Consider the following 17691-nt stretch of genomic DNA (forward strand, 5'->3'; position numbering starts at 1 on the left):
TGCGAGATGACGAAATCCTTAATCAAGCTACTGAGCGTTTTACTTTTATGTTCCACTGCTAACGTCTTTGCTGATGAGTTTGCCGATAATTTGGGGCTGACCCTATTGCCTGTCGAATCATCAACTCAGGTAAAAGCTGCGTCATCCCATGCCAAACCACCGTTGGTGATTTTTTTGAGTGGTGACGGTGGCTGGGCAACGCTTGATAAAGCCGTAGGGGGCATTTTGCAACAGCAGGGCTGGCCTGTCGTCGGCTGGAGCTCGCTGAAATATTATTGGAAACAGAAAGATCCTAAAGAGGTCACCCAAGATACCTTAGCGATTATTGATAAGTACCAGGCGGAATTTGGCACGCAAAAAGTGATTTTGATTGGTTATTCCTTCGGGGCCGAAGTGATTCCCTTTGTGTTAAATGATATGCCCGCTCAATATCGGCAGAATGTCTTGGGCTCTGTGCTGCTTTCTCCTTCACAATCCTCGGATTTTGAAATCCATGTAAGTGAGATTGTCACCTCGGATAACCAATCGGCTCGTTACTTAACCTTGCCCGAAGTCAACAAACAAACCACTGTGCCTATGCTTTGTCTGTACGGTAAAGAGGACGATGCGCCGCTGCATTTATGCCCAGAGGTCAAGCAGCCCAATGTCACTGTGATGGAATTAAGCGGTGGCCACAGTTTTGATGACGATTACGATAAAGTGGTCAAGTTGATAAAAGGTTGGCTGAAGTCAAGTTAGAGGGCTTTAGTGCAGGGTATGGTATAAGCGTAATACTTTGGAATAAAAGATAAAAGGGCGCAAATGCGCCCTTTGTTTAGGTCGTGCTACAGCGAATAATTAGAGCTGGTAGCTAATGTGCTGGTGGAAGCGCACCACGAGATCTTCACGCTCTGGGTCTAGCCCAATCTCGGCGGCAAAGGTTTTCAATGCGGCTTCAACGTTATTCATAAAACGGCCATAGCCTGAGTCATCACAGTCCTTCGCACCCGCGACAATAGTAAAATGCGCGGCTTCGACTAAGTTATCAGCATCCCAGCGGCGAATTACTTGCTGCTCAGTTGCGTTCGGGTCAAAACCAATCATCTGCACTTCGGCCTTGCTGTCGAGTTTTTCAAACTTACTGTTACGTACTAAGGGAGTTAAGCCGTTGGCTATCATAGCCAAGCGTGTTAATTGCTTATTGGTAGCCGCCTTGATGAAATTATCCTCAAGGTGTTGATATAACGGGCTAAAGTCAGTTGCTGACTCTGGTAGTAAACCTTGTTTGAGTTTGCGACTCAGCGGCAGGCTGACGGTGACATAGGTGAGTGAACTGACATTTTCCGGCAGGTCACATTTTCTGGCCTTGTATCTTGGTGCAATGGCTCTGAGTTTATAGCCGTAGGTTTCTTTATTACCTTTTGATTTGGCGAATAAATCATAGGATAAATGCTGGTGGTCGCGGATCTTTACCTTAAGATCTTTAATCGGCAGCTTAGGCATTAATTCGTTTAATAGCTCCCGTACACGGGTATGGAAATTAGCTGAGTTGCTGCGGATTTCATCGCCAGTCGCTAAGAAAACAATACGCAGTTTGCGGGCGCGGTAGTTGTCCGCAGTGAACAGATTTTGTGCCTCGTGATAGGCGGGATTGTAAAAAAACAGAATTTGTTCAGCGGTTTGGAAACAATACGCTTCGGTATGGTAACGCACGACTGGCAGTTTATCGTTAGTGATCACATGGACGTTACGGAGATCGTGTTGTTCTGCCAAATTAAAAATAATGCGGCTTAAGGTTTGATAACAGCTATGGTAATCGGGGTATTGTGCCAGTAATTCATCCGTGACTTTAATTTCGGCGGTGATGTACTGATTGGTACGAGCTTCCTTAGGTATGTACACTTTTTGCTGATGGCTAAGGGACATATTGACTCCTTGTTGGGTTAACCATTTGCTAACACGAATTTTACTGTTTATCTCAGGCGTTAATGTTGCGTTGGAGCATGTTTTTATCGCTTAAATGCAAGTTTACATCAGCAAGCTGTTTATTAGCTTAAAATTGCAGCGATTTTATTGAGTTAAGGCTTTTTCAATCCAAGGTTGCATCCAAGTGGCTATCTTCTCTTGGGCCTTTTCATTGGGATGAATACCGTCTCTTTGCATCAACTCTGGATGGGGAGCGACCTCCTGCATAAAGAAGGGGATAAGGTCAATATCCTCATCTTTTGCAATCTCTTGATACACTTGGGTGAACTTTTGGCTATAGCGAGGGCCATAGTTAGGCGGTACCATGATTTCGGTCAGTAGCACTTTAGCACCGCTATTTTTGGCTAGGGTAATGATTTGGGTTAGGTTATTTTTGAGTTGCGTCGGGGGGAATCCACGTAGACCATCGTTACCACCGAGTTCGACTACTACCAAATCGGGGGCAACGGAATCGAGCAGCGCAGGCAAACGACGCAAACCGCCCGCTGTCGTTTCACCGCTCACCGAACCGTTGGTAAATTCATGCTCGGGTAAGTTTTTTTGCAGCAGCGCCACCCAGCCTACTTGTTCCGACATGCCATAGCTGGCACCTAAGCTATCGCCGAGGATCAACACTTTCGCCGCCTGAACTGGCGTGGTTATAAATAGACTTAACAGGATGCAGGCGCTCACGGCCTTTGCCATAGGCTTGCATCTTAGCAATTGACGCAAGAACGATTTGTATAAGAAGGATCCTATGTCTAACGTCGTTTCAAAAAATAGTGCCATTAATGTGGTTAACCTCGAAAAATCGGTGACTACTCAGGAAGGTTCGCTCACTATCCTCAAGGGCATTAACTTAGATGTCAAGCAGGGCGAAAGTGTTGCGATATTAGGACCCTCCGGCTCGGGTAAATCGACGCTACTTGGCTTACTCGCCGCGCTCGACACCCCAACGGCGGGGGAGATTTGGCTCGATGGCCAGGCCCTATCACCGCTCAATGAAGAACAGAAAGCCGCGCTGCGTAAGCAAAAAGTGAGCTTTATTTTTCAATCTTTTATGTTAGTTGATACCTTAACCGCCCTTGAAAATGTGATGCTACCGGCCGAGCTTGCCGGGGTTAAAAATGCCAAGGAGAAAGCCGAGACCATGCTGGGGCGCGTGGGGTTATCCCACCGTTTGACCCATTTACCTAAACAGTTATCCGGCGGTGAGCAGCAAAGGGTTGCGATTGCGAGGGCCTTTATTTGTGAACCTAAAGTGCTATTTGCCGACGAGCCAACCGGCAATTTGGACAGTGTTAACGGCCATAAAATTGCCGATATGTTGTTTGAGCTCAACCAAGAGAGCCACACCACACTCATCCTAGTCACCCATGACTTACAGCTGGCGAAGCGTTGCCAAAGGCAACTGGTTATGGACAACGGCCACTTGCAGGAAGAGTTGAATTCGGCCCAATCGCACAATGTGAATGACAACCTTGAATTAAGCGCCAAGGAGGCCTAACCCATGGAGCTTAATTTGGCATGGCGCCTGTTTAAGCGCGAGTTGCAACAGGGGCAGTTGTTATTGATTATCCTCGCCATTACCTTGGCGGTGCTGTCGGTTAGCGGTCTTGCGCGGGTCAGTGAGCGTTTGCAAGTTGCAATCAACGGACAAGCGACTCAGTTTATCGCCGCCGATCGTATTATCGACTCTCCCGTTCAAATTGACGCCAGCATTCTGGCCAAGGCCGATGAGCTTGGCCTTAAGCATGTCACCAATATGCAATTTAATTCCATGGTGTATGCGGGGGATAAGTTTCAGTTAGTCACAGTGCGTGCGGTTGAGTCCGGTTATCCACTTAAGGGAGACATCGAACTTAAAGCGGCCAATGGCCAAGATGTAAAAGCCCAAGACTTGCCCCACGCCGATGAGGTGTGGTTCGAGAGTCGCTTAGGGGGACTCTTGGGATACCCGCAAACACTGGAATTAGGCAACAGTGAGTTTCGTTTAAGTCAAGAAATCAGCCGCTTACCCGATGCGGGTTTTAATCCGTTTGCTTCTTCCCCCGTGGTATTAATGCGGATAGAAGATGTCGCCAAGACTGGGGTTATCCAACCCGGCAGCCGTGTGACGTATCTGTATCAATTTGTGGGTGAAGAAAGCGCCTTAAGCGCCTTTGAAAATAGCGTTAAACCGCTGCTGAATAATTCCCAGCGCTGGGTCGATGTGCAGTCTGGCGACTCACCGATAGCGGGCGCGGTGAAGCGGGCGGAGCGTTTTTTACTGCTGGCAAGCTTGCTCGGTATTGCCCTTGCTTGCGCCGCGATTGGGATTGCCGCCCAGCGTTACTGCCAACGTCATTATGATGTGGTGGCTATGCTTAAAACCTTTGGCGCCTCATCAACTCAAATCCGTCGACTATTCGGCATCCATTTACTGCTCGTGACGCTGTTTGGTATTGTGTTGGGGTTAATCGGCGGGGCACTGCTGGATTTAGGCATTAATCAACTGTTACCCCCTGAAATCGCTGCCTATTCGCCGCCGTTGACGCGGCCGCTACTGCTTGGGATCAGCACAGGGCTTATCAGCGCCTTTATGTTTTCGGCCTATCCTTTAATGCGTCTGCTGGCGATTCCGCCACTGCGAGTCTTACAAAGGCAACTCGAAGGCTTGCAGCTCGGCATGTGGTTGCATTTACTCTTAAGTTTAGGGGCGATGGCCCTGTTGGGATATCTGTATTCCCAAAGCTGGGCGCTGACACTGACGGTAGTCGCGGCTGTGCTGCTACTCGGCGTATTGCTCAGTATTTTAGGTTTTGTGATGATCCGCCTTGGCCACAGTGTTGGCATGAAAACCACCAACCCATTGCAACTGGCACTTGCGGGGTTACGCCGCCGTGCGCGGCAAAATGCGGTGCAATTGGTGGGCTTTAGTGCGGCTTTGGTATTGTTACTGACGATTTTGGCGCTTAGACAGGATTTACTCAACGAGTGGCAAAAACAGCTGCCCGAGAATGCCCCGAACTACTTTTTAGTCAATATTGCCCCTGACGATACAAAACCATTAAACGACTTTATGGCACAAAAGGGCATTGCAGCCACGGATATCTACCCCGTCATTCGTGGCCGGCTGACGCAAATTAATGGTGAGACCTTGATCTCTAACGAGCAGGCCGAGGCCGGAGAGAAGGGGCGAGTAGGGATTTCCCGCGAGCTTAATCTCACTTGGCGCAATAGCTTGCCTGCCAACAACGAGTTGATTGAAGGGCATTTTAATCAAGTTGCTGATGAGGTGTCGGTGGAATCCGGTGTTGCCGATCGTTTAGGGCTAAAACTGGGCGATACGCTGACTTATATGATTGATAACCAAGAGCTAAGGGTTAAGGTCGCCAGTATTCGTGCCGTGCACTGGGAAACATTACAGCCAAACTTCTTTATGATCTTCACCCAAGAAGCGTTGGCGCCCTTTGCCTATACCTCGATGGCAAGCTTCTACCTCGACGACAAAAATGCGGATGTGCAAGGGAGTGGCGCACCGAAGAACACAGTGATCCTCGAACTTATTCAGCAGTTCCCTACGGTATCGATTATCGATGTTGGCGCTATGGTGGGGCAATTGCGGCAGATCATTGAGCAGGTGTCACTGTCGCTGACGTTAGTCTTGATCCTCGTCTTACTAGCGAGTTCCTTAGTGCTTATCGCCCAAACCGAGGCGGGAATGGCGACGCGCCAGCGTGAACTCGCGGTGCTGCGTACCTTTGGCGCCTCGGGCTGGTTACTGCGTAGTGCCACTGGGCTTGAATTTGCCTTACTGGGGGGGATAGCTGGGGTGCTTGCAGTGATAGTGGCGGAATTTGCGCTGTATCTGTTAAAGACCCAAGTGTTTGAGCTGAATGTGTATATGCACTGGCCTTGGTGGGGGATTGCCCCAGTCTGCGGCGCCTTATTGGTCGCGCTGCTGGGGGTATGGCGCTGCCGCCAATTACTCAATCAATCCTGCGCTGAATTATTAAAAGTGGGCACTTAAGATGAGGTCAGTTTGGAGCTGAGGCAAACGCTGTAACACCCCATTTGTAAAATGAAAAGCACTGGCATAACCCAGTGCTTTTTTATTGGCGGTGAAATCGTTTCTATCATTGGATGACAACGATGATGACTTTACCGTTCATTTCATTACAAAGTCTTGTATGGTTACATTATAAAACTGAGGTAGCCCTGCAATACAATCAAATTGACGATATCGATAAAGAAGGCGCCGACAATCGGTACCACCATAAAGGCCTGAGGAGAAGGGCCAGTGCGCGATACCAGTGCGCCCATGTTCATCACTGCGGTTGGGGTGGCGCCCATACCAAAGCCACAGTGACCGCCAGTGATCACAGCTGCATCGTAATTGCTGCCCATCACTTTAAAGGTTACAAAATAGGCGAACAGCGCCAGCACGACGGTTTGCACCAACAGGATAATCAGTAGTGGGATCGCTAGATCTAAAATTTCCCACAACTTGAGATTCATCAATGCCATAGAGAGGAATAACGACAGTGCCACTGTGCCTATCACATCGATACTCTCGGTATGCGGTTTATAACCACGGGTGACTTCGGTGATGTTGGCGATGATAACGCCAAGAAACAGGGCATAGACAAAGTCTGGCATCTTGAGCCAATTCAGCTGATATTCGCTGACAAACACAGTAAACCATTTTGCCCCCGCAACGCAGATCAGCAGTACAAACAGGGTTTCGATGATTGTCTTGGCGGTAACTTGGTCCTCTTCGAGCTGATCATAGGTTACCAGTTGTGGATGCGTGGCGTGGTGCTTACGGCCCATACCGTAACTAGATATCAGATTGTGCTTGCCAATGAGTCGCTGCGCGACAGGGCCACCGATAATACCGCCCATGACCAAGCCAAAGGTCGCCGCCGCCATGGCAAGTTCTAAGGTGTTGATACCGTAGTTTTCGGCAAAGGTTTGTGACCAAGCAACACCTGTTCCATGGCCGCCAGAGAGGGTAATCGAGCCTGCGATAAGTCCTAAGATAGGGTCTAAACCAAGGAGGCTCGCGAGACTCACGCCAACCGCATTTTGAATAATAATATAGACCGAGGCCACGCCGAGAAAGATAAACACTTTCTTGCCGCCACTAAGCAGTAGCTTATAGTTAGCCGATAAACCTATGGTGCTGAAAAACATCAGCATTAAGGTATTTTGCATGGGTAAACTAAAGATGAGAGTGATGTCTTGGAAATGTAAAAAGGCAACGACTGCGGCGATGACCAGTCCACCTACGATAGGCTCTGGAATATTGTATTGTTTAAAAACACGCACATGGCGATTGATGGAATGGCCAATAAACAGCACGAAGATAGCAATTAAGAACGACTCGAGTTCGCCAATTGTGTAAGTGGTGTGCATGATAGTTCCTTACAAATGGTTTGTGTGGGAATACCGCTCGACTCAAGGTGAGTTAGGGTGACCCATCTCATTGTTTAGCTCTCGCTAATGCTAAGTGTTAAACGCGCGATCTAAGGACCGATTCTTGTCAATCCCCAAGGTTGGAGAAGAAATATTAAGCGCGAATATGAACCGTATTGGTATAGTTGATCAGCATCGCCACTGAGTGGGCGAGTACTGAAGATAATGGTCTTGCTTGGGGCGTTAACTGTGCTTCAGTGCGGGTGCTAACACGACAATATCGATAAGCAAGAGGCGAAAGTGTAACAGAAAAACGGGTTGATGTCGCTAAATAGTCTTTAGAATCATTGTGTTGCATTTATGTTTTGATGCTGTTGCCAAATCGGTCTAATCAGCCTTGTTGCACTAGGCTGATAAACAAATTCTATACTTGGTTTTTTATCTCTGATTTCTAAGTCATTCTTCAGCATCATATTAACGCTTGCCGATTGGCTTGATAACATTTTATTACCAAGCCAGTTACGGGGTATGAATGACGCCATAAAACAGATTAACTTGTGAGTAGGTCTTTAAGTGCTGGCTCAAGTTGAGCAAAACGGAAACTAAAGCCTGCGTCGAGCGCATGTTTGGGGAGAACAAATTGGCCTTCGATCAGCAGATCCGCCATTTCACCCATTGCGAGTCGTAAAACTGGTGCAGGTGCTGTCATAAAGGCTGGACGGTTTAATACTCTACCAAGAGTTTTAGAAAATTCAGCATTACTGACAGGATGGGGGGCTGTGGCATTAAATATGCCTTGGCAAGTTTCATTACAAAGTTGAAAGTCGATCAGGGCCACCATATCGTGGATATGTATCCAACTCATCCCTTGACGACCATGGCCTATAGGCCCACCAAGGCCGAGTTTAAAGGGCGGGAGCATTTTAGCTAGCGCACCGCCATGCCCAAGCACTATACCCGTGCGTAGGATACAAACACGGGTTTTAGTTGCAGCCTCTAGCGCGAGTCGCTCCCATTCTTTACAAATGTCATGGCTGAATTCAGGGTTTGGGGCTGCGTGTTCGTCAATCGTATTCGCGCCTTGACGGCCGTAAAAGCCAATTGCAGAGCCGCTTATCATCACCTGAGGTGGATTACTGCTTTGCAAAATCAGTTGGCTTAGTCTTGCGGTGATATTCCAGCGACTATCGCAGATGCGTTGTTTTTGCTGCGCACTCCAACGTTTAGCAACAATCGGTTCTCCGGCGAGATTGATCACGGCATCGATATGATTCAAATCATCAATTTCGTCTAAGGAGCTTAGATATTGATGCTGTGGGCCCAATAATTGCCGACTATTGGCAGGATGGCGAGTCAGCAATAACAGTTGGTGATGGTTGGCTAAATGGGCCACTAATTGCTGACCAATAAACCCACTTGCTCCCGTTATCAAAATCTTCATCGTCAAATCCTTAGGTGAGGGTGGCTATCTTTTATTTCAAACCTTATAAGCAATATACGACAACGGACAAGTGGGGATCACTTTATTGATTTTTTTGGTAACACAGTTCCATCGATACCGAATCAGCAAAGCGCAGGGCATGGGGCTTATCGATTTCGACACTGGCAAATTCAACCCAAGGATGTTCGCTGGCAATGGCTAAGGTTTGGCTGGTAAGGTTTTCAAGTAGTGAGAAGCGATTGTTTTCAATCAACTCAATGATCTTTTTTGTGATAGTACGATAATTAAGCGTATCATCGACATTATCGCTGTTGCGAGCTTTGGCGGCGCAGTAATGGATAACGACATTAATGATTACATCCTGCCTATTTTGGATTTCATCTTCTTTTATGCCGATAAAAGTGCGCAGTCTTAAGTTTTTAATGCGTATAATCGCGGTTTCTGGTTTCATAATAACAATCTAGTATCTAATGCTTAGGTGATTGAGTTTGAGACATTTCTTAGGCTAGCCTAACAACTTTATCGAAGATCAAGAAGGATTTTTACTCCATGACACGATCCAATTCGCCGACTGCCGCCTATAAAGGTTTTGCAGTTATGGCTTTTGTAGTGATTATTTTGGCAGGGATAAAGGCCGCCAGCCCGATTGTTGTTCCCTTTGTTTTGTCCTGTTTTATTGCGGTGATTTGTAATCCAGCGATTGTCTTGATGACTAAATATCGGTTGCCTAAATGGCTTGCCGTGATCCTGCTAATGGGGTTTATCGTGTTGATGGGCTTGTGGCTCGCCTCTTTAGTGGGCAGTTCAATCAATGAGTTTTCTAAGCAGTTACCGCAATATCGCGATCAGCTGGTGGAGCAGTTTTCTTGGGTGCTACATAAGTTACAGGCACTCAATATTCAAATCTCTAAGGAGCAAGTGTTAGCCTATTTTGACCCTGGCATGGCGCTATCTATGACCACCAATATGTTGTCGGGTGTGGGTAATGTGATGGCGAATTTGTTCCTTATCATCCTGACCATCGTCTTTATGCTATTTGAAGCGCAGTCTTTACCGAAAAAATTGCACTTGGCCTTGGATGACCCGGATATGCGCCTGCAACAGATTGACCGTTTTCTGCAATCGGTAAATCAATATATGGTGATTAAAACCCTCGTTAGTTTAGCGACGGGCTTGATAGTCGGTATTGGACTGGCCTTTATCGGTGTGGATTACGCGTTGCTTTGGGCGGTTATCGCCTTTTTATTCAACTATATTCCCAATATCGGTTCAATTATTGCCGCTATTCCTGCTGTATTGCTGGCCTTTATCCAATTAGGCCCTGCCGCAGCAGGCGGAACCGCGCTGCTTTACATCGGCGCGAATATGGTGATGGGCAATGTGGTCGAACCTAAATTTATGGGCCGCGGTCTCGGGCTTTCCACTTTAGTGGTATTTCTATCGTTAATTTTTTGGGGCTGGTTGTTGGGATCTGTAGGTATGTTATTGTCGGTTCCCTTAACCATGGTGGTTAAAATTGCCCTTGAATCCAGTAAGAGTGGTAGCTGGTTAGCCATTTTATTGTCCGATGATGTGGATGATAAACTGGTGAGCCAATCGACAAGTACTACTCCGGTTTTTGAACCTGTCGATACTCATCCAACTGATAAGAAGTAGTAGATAATGCAAGGTTTTATAGATGCACTGGCGACAATAAAAGTCAGTGAAGATGCCACGCGCTTATTCCACGGCCGCGGTGGACATTATCCAGGTTGCGAGCATCTTTGCTTAGACTGGTTTGCGCCCGTATTGTTATTGACCAGTTTTTCGGCCCTTGAGGCAGCTGAGCTCGCCCTTTGCCAACAGGCCATTACGGCACGTTGGCAAGTGATACAACCCAATCAGCCATTAAATTTGGTGTATCAATACCGCAGTGGTGGCGAAACCTTTAGTCAATTACTGGCGGGTGACGTGCCAGAGCCTCATATCGTGACTGAAAATGGTGCGAGGTTTCAGGTACATTTACTGCGTGGTCAAAACCACGGTTTGTTCCTCGACATGGCCAATGGCCGTCAATGGGTCAGAGCCAATGCACGCCACAAGAAAGTGCTGAATTTGTTTGCTTACACCTGTGGATTCTCGGTGGCAGCACTGCAGGGCGGCGCCGATGAAGTGGTGAATATGGACATGAGTAAGGGGGCTCTTGCGATAGGTAAGCAGAATCATCTGCTGAATGGCTTTACCGCTGGCGCGCGTTTTTTAGGGCACGATATTTTTAAATCGTGGGGTAAATTGCGTAAGTTAGGCCCCTATGACATCGTGGTTGCTGATCCGCCGAGTAATCAAAAGGGCAGTTTTGTAGCAACTAAGGATTATGTGCGTTTGCTCAGGCATTTACCCGAGTTGTTAGCCGATAATGCTGAAGTCTTGCTTTGCTTAAATGCGCCAGAGCTTGACACTCAATTTTTGCGTCAGCAGGTTGAGGAGGCGGCTCCTGAGCTTGAATACCTTGAACGTTTACCTAACCCTGCATCCTTTGCAGACATCTCTGAGGAGAAATCATTAAAGGTGCTGCGGTATCGTTTAAAAGCGTAAACTACAGTAGTCATCAGGGTTAAGTGGCCTTGATGACTACTTTTATAGCACCCATATTATCTTTCTACGCAATTGCTCCCAGTTTGCACTCATCTTCTTATATGCTTTATTTATCAACCACAATTCTTTAGCACATCATCCTACATCGGCTGAAAGTCTTTCATGGTTTAATACTGCTTTTTGGCATTTGCAACGATAAAGCACCGATTTCATCTTTAAGTTGGAAACAAAACTGAAAGTTTTCTGTAATTGTTGATTTTGCTTTGGTATACTCAGCGCCACGGAAATTCCCTTTCCTCATGGGCAAAATGTCTGCATAGAACGACATGCCTTTGCGACCTTACAAAATCGAGCAGGAGTTGTTATGGAAGTTCATGAATACGAAAACGCTTACTACCAAGTTAAAGACGATGTGATGACGTCTTTACCTGCGCAGAACGAAGAAGAAGCGGTCTAAGTACTGTAAGCCATTCGCTTACAGTTACAATTCTGAGTCTGAAGTAACAAATACAAGCACATGAAAATAGCAACCTTAGGGTTGCTATTTTTTTATCTGAGTTCGGATATTAGATTGATGCGTTATCAACCTATTAGCCATTGACCTTACGTTTTTCGGGCATAATCTCAACGATAATCCATTTACCATTAATTTTATGTAGGCGAATGGTTCTGTCATCAATCCAAGGTTGCCCTCCCTTTAAGCCCTTCATCTTGACGACCACCATAACGTCTTTGGTGAACTTACGGAAAAAGTCGATATCAATATCATCAATTTCCATTTCGACATTAGTCATAGACAGGCTAAGCACATTACGTTGTACTGCGGCAGCGATATAGTAGTGGGTGAGTACCTCTTTGAGCTGCTCATTGACATACAGCTTTGCTTTTTCTACATCTCGGTCAACATAAATGGCGCTAAAAAAGCCTAGGCTGACTTCTTCGGGCGTGAGCACGTGTTGTTCTTTGTCTGTGGGTTCGCCACAGCCAAACAAAAACAGTAATGAAAGGAAAAATAAGGTTCTCATGGCTTTTAGTTATAGGAATTTGTCACGAGTATCGCGATTTTAGCGGCTATGTTCAAGTTTTGTAATAATGGGCATCTTTGGCGAGAATGTCTTGACTCCTGTCTAATGGTTGTGGCATACCTTAAAGGATTCGCTTTTTAGGTTATCCACAGAATCTGTGGAAAAGTATGTTGAAGACTAGATGGATACTTTATAAGTGTCTGATACTCTAGCGCTTTATTTGCTGGTTAAAAAGTGACGCCTTTCTGTTAAGCCTTATTTCTGGCCTTTCCTTGTGGATATTTTTATAAAACTTTCCAGTCTATTCACAGCATTTGTTTTTCATCAGCAACATTTTCACCGTATTTTGGCCTTGATTTAAGCGTTTAATGCTGTCTATTTTGCGACCATTTGCCTCTGGAAATAAAAAAGCACTGAACAAGTCAGTGCTTTTAGGTTGAGCGTGTTGTTAACTCAATTTACGATTTTTTGGCATCGTTTTGTGACGCTTGAATTGCCGTGAGGGCGATAGTGTAGACAATGTCATCCACTAACGCACCGCGGGATAAGTCGTTCACAGGTTTACGCATACCTTGTAGCATTGGGCCAATACTGATCAGGTCAGCACTACGTTGTACAGCCTTGTAGGTAGTGTTACCCGTGTTGAGATCGGGGAACACAAACACAGTGGCTTGACCTGCTACAGGGCTGTTAGGTGCCTTAGAGCGAGCCACGTTTGGCATAACGGCCGCATCGTATTGCAGTGGACCGTCAATAACCAGATCAGGACGTTTTTCTTTGGCGATACGAGTGGCTTCACGCACTTTATCCACATCTGAACCAGTACCTGAGTTACCCGTTGAGTAGCTGATCATCGCTACTCTAGGCTCGATACCGAAGGCCTTAGCAGATTCTGCCGACTGAATCGCGATATCGGCCAGTTGTTCAGCATTAGGATCGGGGTTAATCGCGCAGTCACCGTAAACCAGCACTTGATCCGGCATCAACATAAAGAAGATGGAAGAAACAAGGCTCGAGCCTGGGGCTGTTTTGATCAATTGCAGCGGTGGACGAATGGTGTTGGCGGTGGTGTTAACCGCGCCAGAGACAATGCCATCGACTTCGTCTTGTGCCAGCATCATAGTGCCGAGCACCATGTTGTCTTCTAACTGCTCTTTGGCAACGACTTCGGTTAAGCCTTTACTACGGCGTAGATCCAACATTGGCTCTACATAGCGATCACGTACTTCATCGGGGTCGACAATAACAACGCCTTCACCCAGCACGACATCTTGCTGAGCCGCTATACGCAGAATTTCATCTTTTTTACCTAATAGCACGCAACGCGCGATACCACGTTCAGCACAAATGGCCGCGGCTTTGATCGTACGAGGTTCATCACCTTCAGGCAGCACCACGGTTTTGTGGGCGGCACGGGCAAGCTCGGTTAGCTTGTAACGGAACGCTGGTGGTGACAAGCGATGTTCCCGCGGAGAGTTTTTCGTGACGCTCTCAATCCACGTTTGGTCGATATGGCTAGCGACATATTCCTGCACTAAGTCGATACGAACGGCATCATCCACTGGCACTTCATGGTCGAAGCGTTGGATATTTAATGAGGTTTGCCAAGTATTGGTATCAATCAGGAAAACCGGTAAACCTGTCTCAAAAGCTTGTTCACAGAGTTTAAGGATCTCTGGCTCAGGCTCGTAGCTACCTGTCAGCAGCAGGGCACCAATCTTCACGCCGTTCATGGCTGCAAGACACGCAGATACGATCACATCGGAGCGATCGCCAGAAGTCACCAGTAAAGAGTCTGTCTTAATATGGTTGACCATATTAGGTAAGCTGCGAGCACAGAAGGTGACTTTACGTAGACGGCGAATATTCATCTCACCGGCATTAAGAATCCGTGCGCGTAAGTGTTTAGCTAAATCAGAGGCGCGTGGTGCGACTAAGTCTAGGTTGTAAGGCACGCTACCTAAAATGCGCAGTGGGCTCTTACCCGGCAGTTGGAACATGATAGAGGCATCAGAGCGTTGTACACCTTGATGATCAAACACTTCTGATAAGTCAGGGCGTGCACGACCTTCATCGTCCACCGGTGCACCAATCTTGTTGATCACGGCACCAATCAGACGTTTGTTGTTTTTGCCACCCCAAGAGTTGTAGGCAATTTCGAGGCGATTCATTAACCCTGTTGGAGTATCACTGCCAGGAGTGGCAATGAAAATCACGTCAGCATCCATGGCTTTAGCGATAGCGTAGTTAACGTCATCGGCAAAGGGATGGTTGCGGGTAGGTACCAGACCTTCAACAATCAGGGTTTCGGTGTTGCTGGCGCATTCTGCGGCGCGGGCAATGATTTGCTCCATCAGCACATCGGTTTGATCGGCGCGGATCAACGCTTCAGCATGGGCCATATCGAAGGGCTCTAACGGATTAACCGTTGGCGATTTGCTTAAAATCGTGGTTGAGCGCTCTGGACCGTTATCATTCGGACGAAGCTGTGAAATAGGCTTAAAGAATTGGACTTTTACCCCGTGGCGCTCTAATGCGCGCACCATACCAAGGCTTAAGGAGGTCAGGCCGACTCCTGTACCTATGGGGATTAACATAATATTTCGAGACATAAAAACCTCTAAGTTCGATGGTTTTTGGCAGAGTAGTCTCTGCGGATTTGCTTGTGTTTGTTAGTTGTAGGTCACTAATAATAAAGCCGTTTGACGACGCAAACGGCTTAATGAGTCTTATTATTTACTAATGAGTTTAATTGAATCTTCGGCGATAACCCACTCTTCGTTGGTTGGGATGACCATGGCGACAGTACTGTTGTCGGCGGTGATAATGCCTTTCTTACCGAAACGTGCCGCTTTGTTGCGCTCGCTATCAACATGGAAATTAAAGATTTGCAGCATGTTGAGTACTTTTTCGCGGATAATATCGGAATTTTCGCCGATACCACCGGTAAAGACTACGGCATCTAAACGACCAAGTGGAACAGTATAAGAAGCAATGTATTTCGCTAGACGGTAGCAGAAAATCTCCAGTGCTAAGGTTGCACCTTTATGGCCATCGGCATAACCTTCTTCGATGCCACGGCAGTCGTTAGTGAGTTCAGAAATCCCCAGCAGACCACTTTGCTTGTTCATCAGGTTGTTGACTTCTTCCAGCGTGTAACCGAGTTGGTGTACTAAGTGGTAGATGATCGATGGGTCGAGATCGCCACAGCGTGTGCCCATGACTAAGCCTTCAAGCGGCGTCAGTCCCATTGAGGTATCAACGCTCTTACCGCCTTTAACCGCTGTCACAGAGGCACCGTTACCTAAGTGCGCGCAGATCACATTGGTTTCTTCTAAAGGCTTGTTCAACACTTTAGCGGCTTCACGGCTGACAAATAGATGGCTAGTGCCGTGCATGCCATAACGGCGGATACCGTGCTCACGGTACAATTTGTATGGCAGGGCGTAGATGAAAGCGCGTTCTGGCATGCTTTGGTGGAACGCAGTATCGAACACTGCCACTTGGGGCAGTTTAGGGAAAGACGCAATGGCGGCGCGAATGCCGATAAGGTGCGCAGGGTTATGCAGCGGTGCCAGTGAAGAACACTCTTCAATACCTTTGATCACATGCTCGTCGATGATCACAGAGCGGGTGAACTTTTCTCCACCGTGTACGATACGGTGACCTACGGCTTGAATTTGTGCGGCTAATTCAGGTTGACCGGCAAGGATTTTATTGACGATAAATTCAACGGCTTCACGGTGAGCGGTGAATGCACCTAAAGAGGACTCATGTTTTTCACCGTTGATTTTCCATTTAATGCGCGAGTCTTCTAAGCCAAAACACTCGGCTAGGCCAGAGATCTGATCGTCACCTGTTTGCGCGTCAATGACGGCAAATTTGAGTGAAGAGCTACCGCAATTGAGTACTAAAACCAGTTTATTAGACATGTGTAAACCTTTTGCCATTGTGTTTAAGTTAACGATTCAAAATCTTGGGAACACGCGAGTAATTTGCCATCACAGTCTTGGGGCGTAGTGCCAGATTGTGCTATGGTAAAAGCAGTATTCCTCTGTAGTAGGTGTCTAAAATTGAGTCTCAATATTCTCAAAACCTTAGGTGACGGTCGTCGCTATATGAAGACGTGGCCTATGGTTAGACAACTGGGTTTGTATTTTCCTGAGTATCGGGTGGTACGCGCCACTCAGCTTGCCATTCTGGTGATGCCAGTATTGGCAGTTTTAGCGAGTGTGAGTCAGCTCTATACCTATGGTTGGGGATTTTTACCCCAAGCACTCACGATCGCATTGTTTTTTATCAGCCTGCCATTGCAGGGCTTGTTATGGCTAGGCTGGCGTGCGCGCCATCCATTACCGTTATCGCTGTTCGACTGGAGTAATCAGTTGAGTGCGAAATTGTCTGCCATGGGCATTCATTGCCAATCCTTGGGCGCTAAGGCGTGTTACCTTGATATGGCGCTCATCTTAAAAATAGCCTTTGAGCGCTTAGATGCCAGTTATTGGGAGGAGCTTTAAGCCTCCCTTGGCGCTTAATATGCCGCGTTAATCCCCTGTGAGCTAAACACGGCTTTAATTTTTTCCATGGTTTCGCGACTAGGTGGTGCGACACCATCGAGTTGATAGCTTTCTCCCATCGCTTCCCACTTGTGTTTACCCAGCTCGTGGTAGGGCAGGAGTTCAACTTTTTCAATATTCTTCATGGGTTTGATAAATTCGGCCAGTTGTAATGCCGAGGCTTCATCATCAGTAAATCCACCCACGACCACATAACGTATCCAAGTTGGCTGATTGCGTTTGGCGAGGTACTCGGCAAATTGCAGCGTTCTGTGGTTGCTAACCTTGGTCAGTTCAATGTGTTTATCGTCATTCATCTGTTTGATATCGAGCAAAACCAGATCGGTATTATCGAGTAGCTCATCAATCACTGGCGTGTACTTACGCACAAAGCCATTGGTATCTAAACAGGTATGAATGCCTTCTTTTTTACAGGCTTTAAAGAGTTCGGCGACAAACTCCGCTTGTAATATGGCTTCGCCGCCGCTAGCGGTGACACCGCCGTTGCTGGCATCGAGGAAGGGGCGGTAGCTAATGATTTGGCTCATTAACTCGTCGACTTGTACTTCCTTACCGCCATCGAGCTCCCAAGTATCACGGTTGTGGCAATATTGGCAGCGCATTAAACAGCCCTGCATAAAGGTGATAAACCGTATGCCTGGACCATCCACTGTGCCAAAGGATTCCACTGAGTGGATCCGACCAGTAACTGCCATTGTGACTCCTGTTGAAATAAGTGAGGCTGTAGCAC

Annotated in this window: 16 protein-coding genes; 6 read left to right on the forward strand and 10 right to left on the reverse strand. The window is 47.1% G+C overall.

Translation table 11 applies throughout. The annotated features are described in order from the left end of the window. The first annotated feature begins 6 nt into the window (after positions 1-6). Positions 7-738 carry an AcvB/VirJ family lysyl-phosphatidylglycerol hydrolase gene (locus KXJ80_RS10625; RefSeq protein WP_218738805.1) on the forward strand — a complete coding sequence of 244 codons (732 nt, stop codon included), beginning with the start codon at positions 7-9 and terminating at the stop codon, positions 736-738. 99 nt (positions 739-837) lie between these two features. Here the strand turns inward: KXJ80_RS10625 and KXJ80_RS10630 are convergent, their stop codons facing one another. Together KXJ80_RS10630 and KXJ80_RS10635 are read right to left on the reverse strand one after the other, a co-directional pair. After that, on the reverse strand, positions 838-1905 hold the full coding sequence (locus tag KXJ80_RS10630) for a DUF3083 family protein (RefSeq protein ID WP_037419975.1): 1068 nt from the start codon (positions 1903-1905) through the stop codon (positions 838-840). A gap of 144 nt (positions 1906-2049) precedes the next feature. Beyond that, entirely contained in the window at positions 2050-2649 is a 600-nt protein-coding gene (locus tag KXJ80_RS10635; protein WP_169547874.1) for an arylesterase, read from the reverse strand. A gap of 52 nt (positions 2650-2701) precedes the next feature. On the opposite strand from KXJ80_RS10635, the gene KXJ80_RS10640 reads away from it, so the two are divergent. Both KXJ80_RS10640 and KXJ80_RS10645 read left to right on the forward strand, forming a co-directional pair. Beyond that, a complete protein-coding gene (locus KXJ80_RS10640) occupies positions 2702-3451 on the forward strand; it encodes an ABC transporter ATP-binding protein (protein ID WP_218738804.1) in 750 nt (249 codons plus the stop codon). 3 nt (positions 3452-3454) lie between these two features. Then, entirely contained in the window at positions 3455-5956 is a 2502-nt protein-coding gene (locus KXJ80_RS10645; RefSeq protein ID WP_218738803.1) for an ABC transporter permease, read from the forward strand. 164 nt (positions 5957-6120) lie between these two features. Here KXJ80_RS10645 and gltS read toward each other — a convergent pair whose 3' ends face one another. The 4 genes from gltS to folX all read right to left on the reverse strand — a co-directional run bounded on the left by gltS (position 6121) and on the right by folX (position 9236). After that, positions 6121-7344: a sodium/glutamate symporter gene (gltS, locus tag KXJ80_RS10650; protein WP_037426727.1), complete on the reverse strand. Its 1224-nt coding sequence runs from the start codon at positions 7342-7344 to the stop codon at positions 6121-6123. Positions 7345-7498: 154 nt separating this feature from the next. Next, a complete protein-coding gene (locus KXJ80_RS10655) occupies positions 7499-7702 on the reverse strand; it encodes a hypothetical protein (protein WP_139122675.1) in 204 nt (67 codons plus the stop codon). Positions 7703-7894: 192 nt separating this feature from the next. Then, entirely contained in the window at positions 7895-8785 is an 891-nt protein-coding gene (locus tag KXJ80_RS10660) for a TIGR01777 family oxidoreductase (protein WP_218738802.1), read from the reverse strand. Positions 8786-8867: 82 nt separating this feature from the next. Continuing rightward, a complete protein-coding gene (gene folX / locus KXJ80_RS10665) occupies positions 8868-9236 on the reverse strand; it encodes a dihydroneopterin triphosphate 2'-epimerase (RefSeq protein WP_218738801.1) in 369 nt (122 codons plus the stop codon). Positions 9237-9334: 98 nt separating this feature from the next. On the opposite strand from folX, the gene KXJ80_RS10670 reads away from it, so the two are divergent. Further along, entirely contained in the window at positions 9335-10441 is a 1107-nt protein-coding gene (locus KXJ80_RS10670) for an AI-2E family transporter (protein WP_037426731.1), read from the forward strand. Between the two features lie 6 nt (positions 10442-10447). Beyond that, positions 10448-11359, forward strand: coding sequence for a class I SAM-dependent methyltransferase (locus tag KXJ80_RS10675; protein WP_140907285.1), 912 nt, complete (start codon positions 10448-10450; stop codon positions 11357-11359). Between the two features lie 590 nt (positions 11360-11949). Here the strand turns inward: KXJ80_RS10675 and KXJ80_RS10680 are convergent. The 3 genes from KXJ80_RS10680 to ackA form a co-directional block, all read right to left on the reverse strand. Next, complete coding sequence (locus KXJ80_RS10680; RefSeq protein ID WP_037419778.1) at positions 11950-12384, reverse strand: hypothetical protein; 435 nt, start codon at positions 12382-12384, stop codon at positions 11950-11952. 458 nt (positions 12385-12842) lie between these two features. Continuing rightward, positions 12843-14996: a phosphate acetyltransferase gene (gene pta, locus KXJ80_RS10685; RefSeq protein ID WP_037419786.1), complete on the reverse strand. Its 2154-nt coding sequence runs from the start codon at positions 14994-14996 to the stop codon at positions 12843-12845. 120 nt (positions 14997-15116) lie between these two features. Beyond that, positions 15117-16316 (reverse strand): acetate kinase, encoded by a 1200-nt coding sequence (gene ackA, locus KXJ80_RS10690; RefSeq protein ID WP_037419788.1) that lies wholly within the window; start codon positions 16314-16316, stop codon positions 15117-15119. A gap of 141 nt (positions 16317-16457) precedes the next feature. On the opposite strand from ackA, the gene yfbV reads away from it, so the two are divergent. Continuing rightward, positions 16458-16901 carry a terminus macrodomain insulation protein YfbV gene (yfbV, locus tag KXJ80_RS10695; protein WP_218738800.1) on the forward strand — a complete coding sequence of 148 codons (444 nt, stop codon included), beginning with the start codon at positions 16458-16460 and terminating at the stop codon, positions 16899-16901. Between the two features lie 14 nt (positions 16902-16915). Here the strand turns inward: yfbV and pflA are convergent, their stop codons facing one another. Next, complete coding sequence (gene pflA, locus KXJ80_RS10700) at positions 16916-17656, reverse strand: pyruvate formate lyase 1-activating protein (protein WP_259474772.1); 741 nt, start codon at positions 17654-17656, stop codon at positions 16916-16918. Positions 17657-17691 lie beyond the last annotated feature (35 nt).

Source organism: Shewanella xiamenensis (assembly GCF_024971755.1).
Taxonomy (GTDB): domain Bacteria; phylum Pseudomonadota; class Gammaproteobacteria; order Enterobacterales; family Shewanellaceae; genus Shewanella; species Shewanella xiamenensis.